The sequence below is a fragment of the Achromobacter marplatensis genome, from assembly GCF_002209535.1.
Lineage (GTDB): Bacteria > Pseudomonadota > Gammaproteobacteria > Burkholderiales > Burkholderiaceae_B > Achromobacter > Achromobacter marplatensis.
Genome location: NZ_NJIG01000012.1, coordinates 63,968 through 77,597 on the forward strand (window position 1 = coordinate 63,968; position 13,630 = coordinate 77,597).

10 protein-coding genes are annotated in these 13,630 nt (G+C 62.9%); 7 read left to right on the plus strand and 3 right to left on the minus strand.

Annotation, left to right across the window (positions count from 1 at the left end; translation table 11 throughout):
* Positions 1-15: 15 nt before the first annotated feature.
* Positions 16-1,635, minus strand: coding sequence for a methyl-accepting chemotaxis protein (locus CEY09_RS23835; protein ID WP_088590512.1), 1,620 nt, complete (start codon positions 1,633-1,635; stop codon positions 16-18).
* 647 nt (positions 1,636-2,282) lie between these two features.
* Between CEY09_RS23835 and greA the strand changes: the two genes are divergently transcribed.
* On the plus strand, positions 2,283-2,759 hold the full coding sequence (gene greA / locus CEY09_RS23840) for a transcription elongation factor GreA (protein WP_006222879.1): 477 nt from the start codon (positions 2,283-2,285) through the stop codon (positions 2,757-2,759).
* Between the two features lie 129 nt (positions 2,760-2,888).
* Here greA and CEY09_RS23845 read toward each other — a convergent pair whose 3' ends face one another.
* On the minus strand, positions 2,889-3,491 hold the full coding sequence (locus CEY09_RS23845; protein ID WP_088590513.1) for a YhbY family RNA-binding protein: 603 nt from the start codon (positions 3,489-3,491) through the stop codon (positions 2,889-2,891).
* An 18-nt stretch (positions 3,492-3,509) separates the two neighbouring features.
* Here CEY09_RS23845 and CEY09_RS23850 point away from each other — a divergent pair, with 18 nt between their 5' ends.
* The 5 genes from CEY09_RS23850 (at position 3,510) to CEY09_RS23870 (ending at position 9,475) form a co-directional block, all read left to right on the plus strand.
* Complete coding sequence (locus tag CEY09_RS23850; RefSeq protein WP_006222881.1) at positions 3,510-4,142, plus strand: RlmE family RNA methyltransferase; 633 nt, start codon at positions 3,510-3,512, stop codon at positions 4,140-4,142.
* A 219-nt stretch (positions 4,143-4,361) separates the two neighbouring features.
* On the plus strand, positions 4,362-6,251 hold the full coding sequence (gene ftsH / locus CEY09_RS23855) for an ATP-dependent zinc metalloprotease FtsH (protein ID WP_088590514.1): 1,890 nt from the start codon (positions 4,362-4,364) through the stop codon (positions 6,249-6,251).
* An 18-nt stretch (positions 6,252-6,269) separates the two neighbouring features.
* A complete protein-coding gene (folP, locus tag CEY09_RS23860) occupies positions 6,270-7,115 on the plus strand; it encodes a dihydropteroate synthase (RefSeq protein WP_088590515.1) in 846 nt (281 codons plus the stop codon).
* Complete coding sequence (gene glmM, locus CEY09_RS23865; RefSeq protein WP_006222884.1) at positions 7,112-8,455, plus strand: phosphoglucosamine mutase; 1,344 nt, start codon at positions 7,112-7,114, stop codon at positions 8,453-8,455. Before folP ends, glmM begins: the two co-directional genes overlap by 4 nt.
* Positions 8,456-8,668: 213 nt before the next feature.
* Positions 8,669-9,475 carry a GNAT family N-acetyltransferase gene (locus CEY09_RS23870; protein WP_088590516.1) on the plus strand — a complete coding sequence of 269 codons (807 nt, stop codon included), beginning with the start codon at positions 8,669-8,671 and terminating at the stop codon, positions 9,473-9,475.
* Between the two features lie 203 nt (positions 9,476-9,678).
* Here the strand turns inward: CEY09_RS23870 and ppx are convergent, their stop codons facing one another.
* Complete coding sequence (gene ppx, locus CEY09_RS23875; protein ID WP_006222886.1) at positions 9,679-11,166, minus strand: exopolyphosphatase; 1,488 nt, start codon at positions 11,164-11,166, stop codon at positions 9,679-9,681.
* A gap of 219 nt (positions 11,167-11,385) precedes the next feature.
* On the opposite strand from ppx, the gene ppk1 reads away from it, so the two are divergent.
* The gene (gene ppk1 / locus CEY09_RS23880) at positions 11,386-13,461 is read left to right on the plus strand and encodes a polyphosphate kinase 1 (protein WP_035212371.1); all 2,076 of its coding nucleotides are present in this window, start codon (positions 11,386-11,388) and stop codon (positions 13,459-13,461) included.
* The last annotated feature ends 169 nt before the right edge of the window (positions 13,462-13,630 follow it).

A 13,630-nucleotide genomic window follows, 5' to 3' on the forward strand; every position in this document is an offset into this window, starting at 1 on the left:
CGGGGGCCGCGGCGGTCAGGACCGGGAAAGCCGCGCCGCCTGCTTCACCCCGGACACCCGGGCCGGGGCGGCCTCGATCACCTGACCTGATTGCGTCTTGAACACCGCGGTGGCCTCCGACAGGCGCCGCGCCTGTTCCTCCATCGCGGAAGCGGCGGCCGACGCCTGTTCCACCAGCGCGGCGTTCTGTTGCGTCACCTCGTCCATTTGCGATACGGCCATCGTGACCTGATCGATCCCACCTGCCTGCTCGGTCGACGCGGCCGAGATTTCGCCCATGATGTCTGTTACGCGCTGCACCGACGCCACGATTTCCTGCATGGTCTGGCCAGCGGCAGACACCTGGGCCGAGCCGGCCTTGACTGTGTCCACCGAGGCTTCGATCAGGGCCTTGATCTCCTTGGCCGCCTGCGCGGCGCGCTGCGCCAGCGTGCGGACCTCGCCCGCCACGACGGCAAACCCCTTGCCCTGTTCCCCAGCACGGGCAGCCTCCACGGCGGCGTTCAACGCCAGGATGTTGGTCTGGAAGGCGATGCCGTCGATGACAGACACGATGTCGGAAATCTTGCGCGAACTCTCCGAAATCCCCTGCATGGTGGCGACCACCTGGCCCACGTTGTCGCCGCCGCGCTGCGCGACCTGCATGCTGACCGCGGCCAGCTGGTTCGCCTGGGCGGCGTTTTCGGCGTTCTGCTTTACGGTGGCGGCAAGCTCTTCCATCGTCGCGGCAGTCTCCTCCAGGGCTGCGGCCTGCTCCTCGGTGCGCGTCGACAGGTTGGCGTTGCCGGCAGCGATCTCCGCCGCGCCCACATTGATTTCCTCGACGCCTTGGCGCACGGACACCACCGTGCGCGTCAGGCCCTCCTGCATGCGCTTTAACGCGGCGAACAAGGTGCCGATCTCGTTGTTGGAGCGGGTTTCGATCCGGGTGGTCAGGTCGCCGCTGGCGATGCGGTCGAAGTGCCGGCCAGCCTCCTGCAGGGGCTGCAGCACGCCGCGCCGAATGAAGGTCCAGCACAGGGCGGTCAGCAGCAACGCAACCGTCAGCAGGGCGATCGCCGAGATCCGGGCATTGGAATAGGTGGCTTGCGAACTGGCCAGCACGCCGTCGCTGCGCTCTTGCACACGGGCCAGGAAGGTCTTCATGTCCCTGACGAAATTGGCGTCGGCCTGGCGGGTCTTGCCGACGTCCTGCTGGTACTTGGCCGGCGCGCGTTCCTTGATGGCCGCGCTTAGCGTGTCCAATAGCGATGCATATTCCGTGAAACGCCCCTGCAGGATCACCGCCAGCGCCTGGCCGCGTTCGCTCTTGGGTACTTCCATGTATAGCGCGAAGCGCTCACGGGCCTGCGCCAGTTCCCGCCCGGCCTCCTGTTCGGCCGTGCTGGCCTGTTCGGCGTTGCCGGCCAGGATGCCCGCCAGCGCGTCGTCCAGCGCCATCCGCGTGCGCAGCAGGGCGCCATTGGCTTCGTATAGGGGATCGACCTGGTGCACCGCCACGGTATTCAGGTCTTCGATCTCGCGGACGCTATTGTCCGCGTTCATCCAGCTCAACCCGCAGGCGAGCGCCAGCGCGATGACAAAGCACGCCAGCACCAGCAGCATGCCCGTTCGGACTTTCAGTTTTTCCAGCATGAGAGCTCCTCTTTCATGAACGCGATCTTCAGCGTGCAGGCAGGCGTTGCCCACCGGCCCTGCGGCTGAAGGGGGCGGACGTCGAGCCGGATGACTGCGATGCGTCCGCCTGAAACTTGCAAGCACGCACAATCCATCGTTCGCGCGGCAGCATCTGCCGCGTAGCCCGCAACACTTGAATTAAGAGAAGCGCCGGTTACTGCTGTTTGTATGTAATTGTTATTAGTCTTGCTAGTTGTTATTTATACCGTCGATATCGAGGTTGCCGGGCGGGTTTTTTTGTAAACCCACTATTGGGAATACAAAAAACTATCGACAAGTATCTTTTCCGCAACGCGAGGGGCGGGTGCCTAGGCGCGGCCAAGAGGTGCGCTCAAGGATTTTGGGGAAAACCGCCTGTTTTAGCGGGTTACGGCGGTGAATTGCGCCGAAAAGCACGTTTTCTGCCCCGGCTTGCAATTCCGGTGGACTTTGACCACAATATGACCTTGATTGCCCCGGTTCCGACCCGAGCCGGGGTTTTGTTTTGGTCGTCCGCGCCGCAGGTCCTGCCCACAAGGCAACAGACCCCATGCGCGCGCCTGGGTAACGACCTTCACCGAGAACGCTCCTTCGGGGCGTTTTTCTACTTTTGTTTGGGAAACGACATGTCTGCCATTCCTTTGACCGTGCGCGGGGCCGAGCGCTTGCAAGAAGAGCTCCACCGGCTGAAAACCGTGGAACGTCCTGCCGTGATTAACGCGATCGCCGAGGCGCGTGCGCAGGGTGATCTGTCGGAAAATGCCGAATACGATGCCGCTCGCGAGCGCCAAGGTTTCATCGAGGGTCGGATTGCCGAACTCGAAGGCACGCTTTCCAATGCCCATCTGATCGATCCGTCTTCCCTGGAAGCCGAAGGCCGCGCCGTGTTTGGTGCCACCGTCGACATCGAAGACCTGGATTCGGGCGACCGCGTCACGTACCAAATCGTCGGCGACGTTGAAGCCGACATCAAGTCGAATCTGATTTCCGTGTCGAGCCCGGTGGCGCGCGCGCTGATCGGCAAGAGCGAAGGCGATGTCGTCGAGGTCAAGGCCCCGGCTGGCGTTCGCGAGTATGAAGTTCTGGGCGTGCGTTACATCTAACGCATCCACCCAAGCAGGTAGCTGTCAAAACACCATAGTCCGAACCCTGCGTTCGTCTTGATTCCGCGGTACAGTCGCGGATCGCTATGGTGGACCGGGCGCGTAAAGCGCCCGTTTTTGTGCCCAGCCTTACCTTTTCGACGTCTTGCGGCTGGTGCCGCTGCGTGCCCCGGCCCGAAGGCTGAGTGCGCTGCCGGCGCGACGAGGAATGCCGTGGCCGCTGTCAGTAGCGCGTTTGTTGCTGGGACGCATGGGCTTGCCGTTCTTATTGAGCTGGTCCTGCGGCACGAAGCGGGTTTTGGCCGGCTTGGGCTCTTCGGACTCGCTGCGGCGCGGACGTTTGCCCAGGGTCTTGCCTTCGGCGGCCAGCTTCTTGGGCGTGTAGGGCTCGGAGGCGCGGCGCTTGGCAGGGGCTTCGGGCTCCCTGGCGGCCAGCGCGGCAGGCTTGACGTTGCCGGCCAGCGGGCGGAAAAGAATCAGGGTCTTGCCCAGGTGATGCACCGGGGCGCAGGACAGAGTGTCGCAAATCGTCGACAACATGGTGTCGCGGGCCTCGCGGTCGTCGCCACCGGCGCGTACCTTGATAAGGCCGTGCGAAGACAGTGCCAGGTCGATTTCCTTGAGCACGGCTTCGGTCAGGCCATTGTCGCCAATCAGGACGACGGGGCGCAGGGGGTGGGCGGCGGACCGAAGGTCGCTGCGCTCACGAGAGGTAAGTTCTAATATAGGCATGCGTGGAATTGTACGGTAATGGCCAAGAATAAATTCTCTAAAGACTGGATTCACCAGCACATCAATGATCCCTATGTGAAGCTGGCGCAACAGAAGGGCTATCGGGCCCGTGGCGCGTTCAAGCTGATCGAGCTTCTGGATAATGAAAAGCTGCTGCGCCGGGGCGACCTGGTCGTGGACCTGGGTTCATCGCCCGGCAGCTGGTCCCAAGTGGTGCGAGAGCGCCTGACGGGGCCGGGCGGGATCGTGGACGGACGTATTATTGCGCTGGACATGCTTCCCATGGAACCCATTGCGGGCGTGGAATTCATCCAGGGCGACTTCCGCGAAGATGAAGTCCTGAAACAATTGGAAGACATGGTCGGATCGCACGCGGTGGACCTTGTTATTTCAGACATGGCCCCCAACTTGTCAGGCGTGGGGATTGCCGACGCCGCGCGCATCCAGCATGTTTGCGACTTGGCGATGGAGTTTTCCCGCGCTCACCTCAAGCCCGACGGGGTGCTGATCGTCAAAGCTTTCCACGGCAGCGGTTTTTCGCAGATCGTGCAAAGCTTCAAGCAGCACTTCAAGCGGGTGGTCGAGCGCAAGCCGAAGGCGTCGAGGGCGAAGTCCTCTGAAACCTTTCTGGTTGCCCGCGATCTGAAGTAACCCCGGTCCGGGGCCTGTTGCTCCGGAACCCAAAAAAAACGCTACCTGCTTGGCGAGACAACGACCTAACAAATCACGAATCAGACGTAAATACACGGGCCCCAGGGATCCCAGGACGCAATTGGGTCCAACAGGGTAGAATGGGCTATTGACATACTTGTGACTGTGCCATATGCGGGTGCGCGGTCGCCGGTCGGAATCGAAAGCAGGAGATCGACCTTGAATAATTCATTTTCGAAAGTCGCTGTCTGGATGGTGATAGCCCTCGTGCTATTTACCGTCTTCAAACAGTTCGACGGACGCGCTCAGACCCAGGACGGCGTGACCTACACGCAGTTCATGGACGACGCCAAGGCGGGACGTATCCGCAAGGTCGACGTTCAGGGCGACGTGCTGTACGTCACCCCGGACGCGGGCCGCGCCTATACGCTGACTTCGCCGGGCGACCTCTGGATGGTCTCCGATCTGCTGAAGTACGGCGTGCAGGTGTCCGGCAAGCCGCGCGAAGAGCAATCGCTGCTGATGAGCATCTTCGTGTCGTGGTTCCCCATGCTGCTGTTGATCGGCGTTTGGGTGTTCTTCATGCGACAGATGCAAGGGGGCGGCAGGGGCGGCGCGTTCAGCTTCGGCAAGTCCCGCGCCCGCATGCTTGACGAAAACACCAACCAGATCACGTTCGCTGACGTCGCCGGCTGCGATGAAGCCAAGGAAGACGTCCAGGAACTGGTCGACTTCCTGCGCGACCCGAGCAAGTTCCAGAAGCTGGGCGGCCGTATTCCGCGCGGCGTGCTGATGGTCGGCTCGCCCGGTACCGGTAAGACGCTGCTGGCCAAGGCCATCGCCGGCGAAGCCAAGGTTCCGTTCTTCAGCATCTCGGGTTCCGATTTCGTTGAAATGTTCGTCGGCGTGGGCGCTGCCCGCGTGCGCGACATGTTCGAAAACGCCAAGAAGCACGCTCCCTGCATCATCTTCATCGACGAAATCGATGCGGTGGGCCGTCAGCGTGGCGCCGGCCTGGGTGGCGGCAACGACGAACGCGAACAGACCCTGAACCAGATGCTGGTGGAAATGGACGGGTTCGAATCCGGCCAGGGCGTCATCGTGATCGCTGCCACCAACCGTCCCGACGTCCTGGACCCGGCCTTGCTGCGTCCGGGCCGTTTCGACCGCCAGGTGGTTGTGCCGCTGCCCGATATCCGTGGCCGCGAGCAGATCCTGAAGGTCCACATGCGCAAGGTTCCGCTGTCGCCTAATGTCGACGCGACCATCCTGGCGCGCGGCTGCCCCGGTTTCTCGGGCGCCGACCTGGCCAACCTGGTCAACGAAGCCGCTCTGTTCGCCGCGCGCCGCAATGGCCGCACGGTGGATATGTCCGACTTCGAAAAGGCCAAGGACAAGATCATCATGGGCGCCGAGCGCCGCTCCATCGTGATGCCCGAAGAGGAACGCAAGAACACCGCGTACCACGAATCCGGCCACGCGATCGTTGCCCGCATGCTGCCCAAGACCGACCCGGTCCACAAGGTCACCATCATCCCGCGCGGCCGTGCGCTGGGCGTGACGATGCAGTTGCCCGAAACCGACCGCTACAGCATGGACAAGGGCCGCTTGCTGTCCACCATCGCCGTGCTGTTCGGCGGCCGCATCGCTGAAGAGCTCTTCATGGACCAGATGACGACGGGCGCCTCGAACGACTTCGAACGTGCCACCGCCATCGCCCGCGACATCGTCACGCGCTACGGCATGACCGACGAACTGGGCCCCATGGTTTACGCCGAGAACGAAGGCGAAGTTTTCCTGGGCCGCAGCGTCACCAAGACGACGCACATGTCCGAAGCCACCATGCAGAAGGTGGACACCGAGATCCGCCGCATCATCGACGAGCAGTACGGCGTGGCGCGCAAGATCCTGGAAGAGAACCGCGACAAGGTCGAAGTGATGACGTCGGCCCTGCTGGAATGGGAAACCATCGACGCAGACCAGATCAACGACATCATCGAAGGCCGTCCGCCGCGTCCCCCGAAGACGCCGCAAGGCCCGTCGGATTCGGCCGACACGCCGCCGACCACCGGCCTGGCAGCTGGCGGTAGCACGGCAGCAGCTGTCTGAGGTTTTTTGTCCTGAGTTATGGCAAATAACTTTCTTTGCGGGCGCTTCGAGTTTGATCTCGAGCGCCCGCTTGTCATGGGTATCGTCAATGTCACGCCGGATTCCTTTTCCGACGGCGGCCAGCACGACGATACGGATTCCGCAGTGGCGCATGCGCGCCAGTTGATCGAAGAGGGCGCGCAGATCCTGGATCTGGGCGGCGAGTCCACGCGCCCGGGCGCTGACCCGGTCTCGGTGGCGGACGAACTGGACCGGCTGCTGCCGGTGATCGAAGCGCTGCGCGATTGCGGCGTGCCGTTGTCCATCGACACTTTCAAGCCGGAAGTCATGCGCGCCACGCTGGATGCGGGGGCGGACATGATCAACGACATCTACGGATTCAGGCAGCCTGGCGCGATCGAGGCCGTGGCGCAATCGCGCTGCGGGCTATGCGTGATGCATATGAAGGGCGAGCCTCGCACGATGCAGGCCAGCCCGCCTGAATACGCCGACCTGATCGGCGAAATCGGACTCTTCCTGGGCGCACGCGCGCAAAAGCTGCGTGCGGCCTGGATCGATCCCCGCCGTATCGTGCTGGATCCGGGCTTCGGTTTCGGCAAGACGGCGGACCAGAATTTTCAATTATTGCGCCGGCTATCCAGCCTGCGCAGCACGGGTTATCCATTGCTGATCGGCCTGTCGCGTAAAAACATGATCGGCCAGGCCACTGGCCGGCCCGTTGGCGACAGGTTGTCCGGCAGCATTGCCGCTGCGCTTGCCTGTGTGTCCCGGGGGGCATCTATCGTGCGTGTGCACGATGTCGCTGCCACCGTGGATGCCCTTAAGGTATGGCACGCGGCTGAACAAGGAGCAATCAGTTCATGATTCGACGCAAGTATTTTGGTACGGATGGAGTGCGTGGTGAAGTCGGCGGTCCGGTGATCAACGCCGAATTCGCCTTGCGCCTGGGTTACGCGGCTGGCCGCGTGCTGGCGCGCGAACACGCGGCGCGCGGCGGCAGCCGTCCGCAGGTCGTGATCGGCAAGGACACCCGCATTTCGGGCTACATGCTGGAATCCGCCCTGGAAGCCGGCTTGTCGGCCGCGGGCATCGATGTGTTGCTGGCCGGGCCGATCCCGACGCCCGCCGTGGCCTACCTGACCCGGGCGCTGCGCCTGGTGGCGGGTATCGTCATCAGCGCGTCGCACAACCCTTACCAGGACAACGGCATCAAGTTCTTCTCGGCGCAGGGCATGAAGCTGCCCGACGAGATCGAAGCCGACATCGAAGCCGCGTTGGACGAGCCGCTGGGCTGCGTCTCCTCCGAGGGCCTGGGCCGCGCGCGGCGCATGGCAGATTCGCAGGGCCGCTACATCGAATTCTGCAAGAGCACGTTCCCCAACGACCTCGACTTGAACGGCATGAAGATCGTGGTGGACGCCGCGCATGGCGCCGCCTACAACATCGCGCCGCACGTGTTCCGGGAGTTGGGCGCCGAGGTGCATGCGATTGGCGTGCACCCAGACGGCTTCAATATCAACAAGGGCGTGGGTGCCTTGCACCCCGAAATGCTGGTGCAGGAAGTGAAGGCCCGTGGCGCCCAGCTGGGTATCGCGTTGGACGGTGACGCCGACCGCCTGCAGGTAGTGGATGGCGACGGCCGCATCTATAACGGCGACGAACTCCTGTACGCGATCGTTCGTGAACGCATGCAGCGCAACAAGGTGGACGGCGTGGTCGGCACGCTGATGACCAACTTCGGTTTCGAGCGTGAGATGGAGCGCCTGGGCGTGGGCTTCGAGCGCGCCAACGTGGGCGACCGCTACGTGCTGGAGCAGATGCAGTCGCGCGGTTGGCTTTACGGCGGCGAAAGCTCCGGCCATCTGCTGTGCCTGGATTGCCATTCGACGGGCGACGGCATCATCGCTGCGCTGCAGGTGCTGACGGCGCTGCGCCGCAACAACGTGTCAATGGCGCAATGGGTCGGCGATCTGCGCATGTATCCGCAGAAGATGATCAACGTGCCGCTTGCCCCGGGCCAGGACTGGAAAACGCATGCTGGCCTGACCGCCGCGCGCAAGGCGGTCGAGGCTGAATTGGGCGGCCGCGGCCGCATCCTGATCCGCGCGTCGGGGACGGAACCGAAATTGCGGCTGATGGTCGAAGCCGAGGATGAATCCCTTGCCGTGTCGTGCGCCGAGAAGCTTGCCGCCAGTCTGGGGTAAGTGCGATAAGCCTATTTGGACGAAAGCCACCCACCGTCAGCGGGGGTGGCTTTTGTGCATTCAGGGTCGGTATTCAATTGTAAAGTTTTGTCGAGATTTGCCTAAAGTTGACCTATCTCCCCCGAACTAAACTTCATAGTCACGTAACATATTGGTCAAGTCTTTGACATACAGGGCGTCCACACTGACTGGACTCTCTAGGAGCTTCGCGCAATGCTGGAACTAGCACGCATCAACCCAAGCCGTAATCCCGCCGAACCATTTACGGGCGCCGCCCCGAAGGTGCTGGCGGTCGGCCTGGCGCGCACAGCTGAAGAAATCGAGCAGATTCAGCGTCTGCGCTACGAGGTCTTCACTGAGGATATGGGCGTGGTATTTCCCGATGCCCAGGATGGTATCGAACACGATCGCTTCGATCCCTTCTGCGAACACCTGATGGTCCGCGAGATGGACACGGGCCGCATCGTCGGCACGTACCGGATCCTGACGCCTGAAAAGGCGCGGGAGGCGGGTGGGTACTACTCGCAATCTGAATTCGATCTATCGGGCCTCGGTTCAATCCGCGACAACCTGGTCGAAGTCGGCCGGTCGTGTACGCACGCGGACTATCGCAACGGCGCCGTCATCATGCTGCTGTGGTCCGGCCTGGCCGAGTACCTGCGCCGTGGCGGTTACGAGTACGTGCTGGGTTGCGCAAGCGTCAGCCTGCGCGACGATGGCGTGACCGCCGCGGAAGTCTGGCGCACCATTTCCAAGCAGCTGCCGCAGGACAATGAGCCGCGAGTCATGCCGCTGCACCGGTATCCGGTGGAAAAGCTGAACAGCTCGTTGCCGGCCCGGGTGCCGCCGCTGATCAAGGGTTACCTTAAGCTGGGGGCCAAGGTTTGCGGTGAACCCGCCTGGGACCCGGATTTCAATGCCGCGGACTTTCCGGTTTTGCTGAAAATGGACCGCATGGACGAGCGTTACCGCCGCCACTTCGGCCTGGATCAACCTGCTGCCGTGAACGGCCAGCGCTGATCATCATGCGCCGCCTGATCCGTCGTATGAAGATCAGATTGATACGGCGGGCCACGCGGCCCTTGCGCATGGAGCTCAAGCAGCTCCATCGCCAGACGGATCTGTCGCCGTTCTGAAGAAAAAAACGGGCGATGGCTTTGCAGCCATCGCCCGTGTTGTTTTTACCGCCAAGCCGCCTTTTCGCCGGCTTGACGGCTATCCGATCAGAATTCCAGCAATTCGAACGAAAACCCCACCTTGTTCCATTCCGCTTCTTCCGCACGCAGCGTGAAGTCGCTTAACGGGTGCTGGGCCAGCCATTCGCGGTTGACGCGCACCACGATGGAGTTGTCGCGGACCGAGGCGGTCAGCGGCAGTGGTTCGATTTCGCCGCGGCGGCGGAACAGCAGGACGGCCAGGCGCAGGCTCAGGATGGCCTTCCACTGCGGACGCGTGCGGATCAGCGGTTCCAGCTTGGTCAGCTTGCCTTGATGGCCCAGCGCCAACAGGGCCAGCAACTGCTGGTCGGCGCGGGAGAAGCCTGGCATGTCGGCGTTTTCCAGCACGTACGCCGTGTGCTTGTGGTACGCGTTGTGCGCGATGGACAGGCCCACTTCGTGCAGGTCCGCGGCCCATCCCAGGGCCGGACGCAGCTCGGCGCGCTCAGGGCCTTCGGGGAACATGGCGTCGAACAGCGTCAATGCAGCGTGGCGCACGCGGCGGGCCTGGTTCACGTCGACGTGGTAGCGCTTCATGAACTGGCGCACCGATTCGTCGCGCTTGTCGTGTTCGTCGTCGCGGCCCAGCAGGTCGTACAGCACGCCCAGGCGCAGCGCGCCGTCACCCGTGTGCATGACCTCGATGCCCAGTTCATCGAACAGCGCGCTCATGATGGCCAGCCCGCCGGGCAGCACGTCGGAGCGCTCGATCTTGATGCCGGGCAGTTCGGACGGGATGACTCGGCCCGAACGCACGATGCGGTCTTTCAGCTTGGCCAGGCCCGCGCGGGTGATGCCGCGGTCGGAAAAGCGGCTTTCGGTCAGGATCGCGAACAGCGCCTTGGCAGTGCCGGAAGAGCCATAAGCCTCTTTCCAGCCCATCTTGCGGTACTGCTTGGCGATGACTTCGATTTCGCGCCGGGCGGCCAGTTCGGCCTGCTTCATCTGGTGCGCATCCACCACGCCGTCCGAGAAGAACTGGCGGCTGTAGCTGACGCAGCCCATGTACAGCGAGGACATCAGACCGGGTTCGTGGCCCTTGCCGATGATGACTTCGGTTGAACCGCCGCCGATGTCGATGACCAGCCGCTTGTTGGGCGAGGGGGGCAGGGTGTGGACCACGCCCGAGAATATCAGGCGGGCCTCTTCGCGGCCGGCGATGACTTCGATGGGAAAGCCCAGGGCGGCTTCGGCGCGCGGCAGGAAGTCCCGCGTGTTGCGGGCGACCCGGAAGGTATTGGTAGCAACCGCGCGGACGCGATTGGGGTGGAAACTGCGCAGGCGGTCGCCAAAACGTTCCAGGACGGCGATGGCGCGCTCGATGGCGTCGTCGCCAAGGCGCTTTTCGGCATCCAGGCCGGCGGCAAGCCGGACGGTTTCCTTGAGACGATCGATCTGATAGATCTGGGGCGTACCGTCCTGTTGAACGATGCGTCCGATGGAGAGGCGGAAGCTGTTGGACCCGAGGTCCACCGCGGCCAGAAGTTGATCCATGCGGCTCGTGATTTAGGCTTTGAGGTGGCCTGATTATAGAGACCCCATATGACAGTGCCCTGAGCTACGGGTTTTCGCTTATGGAACAGGGGCTTGGCGGAAAGAAGGCGTGCGCTATACGTCCCGATTTTGGCGTACGCTACGCTTTTGGCGTCGTGTCATAGAACCGTCACTTATTTGCAGTAAAACTCCACGCTCCCTTTACGTATGGAATCCGGTATGCCCACACGCCCGCCTGGCGAGCCCTTGCTCATGAATCGCGAGTTGTCGCTGCTCAAATTCAACGACCGTGTGCTGGCGATGGCGGAAAATCCGAAGACGCCTTTGCTGGAACGTCTGCGGTACGTGTGTATCGTCAGTTCGAATCTGGACGAGTTCTTCGAGATCCGGATCTCCAGCCTGAAAGAGCAGCAGCGCCAGTCGCCCAATATGGTCGGCCCCGACGGCATGACGCCCGACCAGGCGTTCGAAAACGTCCAGCAGGCGGTGCACGCCCTGGTTGCGCGTCAGTACAACCTGCTGAACGACGAGATCCTGCCGGCCATGCAGGCCGAGGGCATCACCCTGCATCACGCGTCCGAATGGAACGCCGAGCAGCAGGAGTGGGCGCGCGACGTGTTCAACCGCGACGTGATGCCGCTTTTGACCCCGATCGGGCTGGACCCGGCGCACCCGTTTCCCCGCGTCTACAACAAGAGCCTGAATTTCATCGTGTCGCTGGCCGGGGCCGATGCCTTCGGCCGCCAGGCCTCGATTGCCGTGGTGCAGGCGCCGCGCGCGCTGCCGCGCCTGATCAAGATGCCGCCGGCGCTGTCCGGCCACCCCGAAGGTTTCATCCTGCTGACGTCCTTGCTGCGCGCCTTCGTGGGCGAGCTGTTCCCGGGGCTGGAGATGCTGGGCTGCTACCAGTGGCGGGTCACGCGCAACAGCGACCTGTTCGTGGACGAGGAAGAAGTCACCAACCTGCGCCATGCGCTGCAGGGCGAGCTGTCGCAGCGCAACTTCGGCGCCGCCGTGCGGCTGGAAATCGACAAGCTGACGCCCGTTGAGCTGGAAACCTTCCTGCAACGCGAGTTTTCGCTGACGGCCCAGGACACCTACCGCGTGCCGGGGCCGGTGAACCTGTCGCGCCTGATGCAGCTGTGCAATTCGGATCTGCGGCCCGACCTGCTGTTCCCGGACTACCGTGCGCCGGTGCCTGCCCCCTTCGACCGGGTAGGCGACAAGCCGTCCGAGCTGTTCGAAGCGGTGGCCGAGCAGGATCGCCTGCTGCACCATCCCTACCAGTCTTTCCAGCCTGTCATCGACTTCCTGACGGCGGCCGCGCTGGATCCGGACGTGATGGCGATTAAGCAGACCATCTACCGCACCGGCGAGGATTCCGAGCTGATGAAGATCCTGCTGGCCGCCGCGCGCGCCGGCAAGGAAGTGACGGTGGTGGTGGAGCTGATGGCGCGCTTTGACGAGCAGACCAACATCAACTGGGCGTCCAAGCTGGAAGAGGTGGGCGCGCACGTGGTGTACGGTGTCGTGGCGCACAAGACCCACGCCAAGATGGCGGTGGTGCTGCGCCGCGAAAACGGCCGTCTGCGCCGCTACGCGCACTTGGGCACCGGCAATTACCATCCGCGCACGGCCAGGCTGTACACCGACTTCGGGCTGCTGACCGCGGACCCGAAGCTGTGCGAGGACATGGACAAGGTTTTCGCGCAATTGACCGGACTGGGCGCGCGTCGTTCGCTCAAGGCCCTGATGCAGTCTCCTTTCACCATGCACGACGGGATGGTGGCGCTGATCCGCGCCGAGGCCCGCGCGGCCAAGGCGGGCAAGCGTTCGCGCATCATGGCCAAGATGAATTCGCTGCTGGAAGAGCAGATCATCGAAGAGCTCTACAAGGCCAGCCAGGCTGGCGTGAAGATCGACTTGATCGTGCGTGGCGTCTGCGCGCTGCGGGCCGGCGTGCCGGGGCTGTCCGAGAACATCCGGGTGCGCTCCATCGTAGGGCGCTTCCTGGAGCATTCGCGGGTGTTCTATTTCTATGCGGATGGCGAGGAAACGGTTTATCTGTCGTCGGCGGACTGGATGGACCGCAATTTCTTCCGTCGTGTGGAAATCGCTTTCCCGATTTATGACAAGACCTTGAAGAAGCGCGTGGTCGACGAGGCGTTCACGTATGCGCTGCGCGACAACCAGCTGGCCTGGCAACAGCAGCCCGATGGCGATTACGCCCGGGTCAAGAGCCGCCGCGAACCGTTCAACCTGCATCTGTACCTGATGCAGAAACTGGGCGTGTAACCCGCCTGCCTGTCACACGGGGAATCGTCCCTGAATATCGCGGCCGCCCTGTTTTTCAGGGCGGCCGCGGTGTTTTTAGGGGGTGAAAACGGTGTCGCATGAAGCGTATGTGACTGTCACTATCTTGTCACGTTGGGCTTCTAAGATGCGAGGGTCGCTGAAAGACAGG

Bases quoted from the DNA above. Each gene is read 5' to 3' on its own strand.
- CEY09_RS23835 (WP_088590512.1), bottom strand. From the start codon at position 1,635: ATGCTGGAAAAACTGAAAGTCCGAACGGGCATGCTGCTGGTGCTGGCG.
- greA (WP_006222879.1), top strand. From the start codon at position 2,283: ATGTCTGCCATTCCTTTGACCGTGCGCGGGGCCGAGCGCTTGCAAGAA.
- CEY09_RS23845 (WP_088590513.1), bottom strand. From the start codon at position 3,491: ATGCCTATATTAGAACTTACCTCTCGTGAGCGCAGCGACCTTCGGTCC.
- CEY09_RS23850 (WP_006222881.1), top strand. From the start codon at position 3,510: ATGGCCAAGAATAAATTCTCTAAAGACTGGATTCACCAGCACATCAAT.
- folP (WP_088590515.1), top strand. From the start codon at position 6,270: ATGGCAAATAACTTTCTTTGCGGGCGCTTCGAGTTTGATCTCGAGCGC.
- glmM (WP_006222884.1), top strand. From the start codon at position 7,112: ATGATTCGACGCAAGTATTTTGGTACGGATGGAGTGCGTGGTGAAGTC.
- CEY09_RS23870 (WP_088590516.1), top strand. From the start codon at position 8,669: ATGCTGGAACTAGCACGCATCAACCCAAGCCGTAATCCCGCCGAACCA.
- ppx (WP_006222886.1), bottom strand. From the start codon at position 11,166: ATGGATCAACTTCTGGCCGCGGTGGACCTCGGGTCCAACAGCTTCCGC.
- ppk1 (WP_035212371.1), top strand. From the start codon at position 11,386: ATGCCCACACGCCCGCCTGGCGAGCCCTTGCTCATGAATCGCGAGTTG.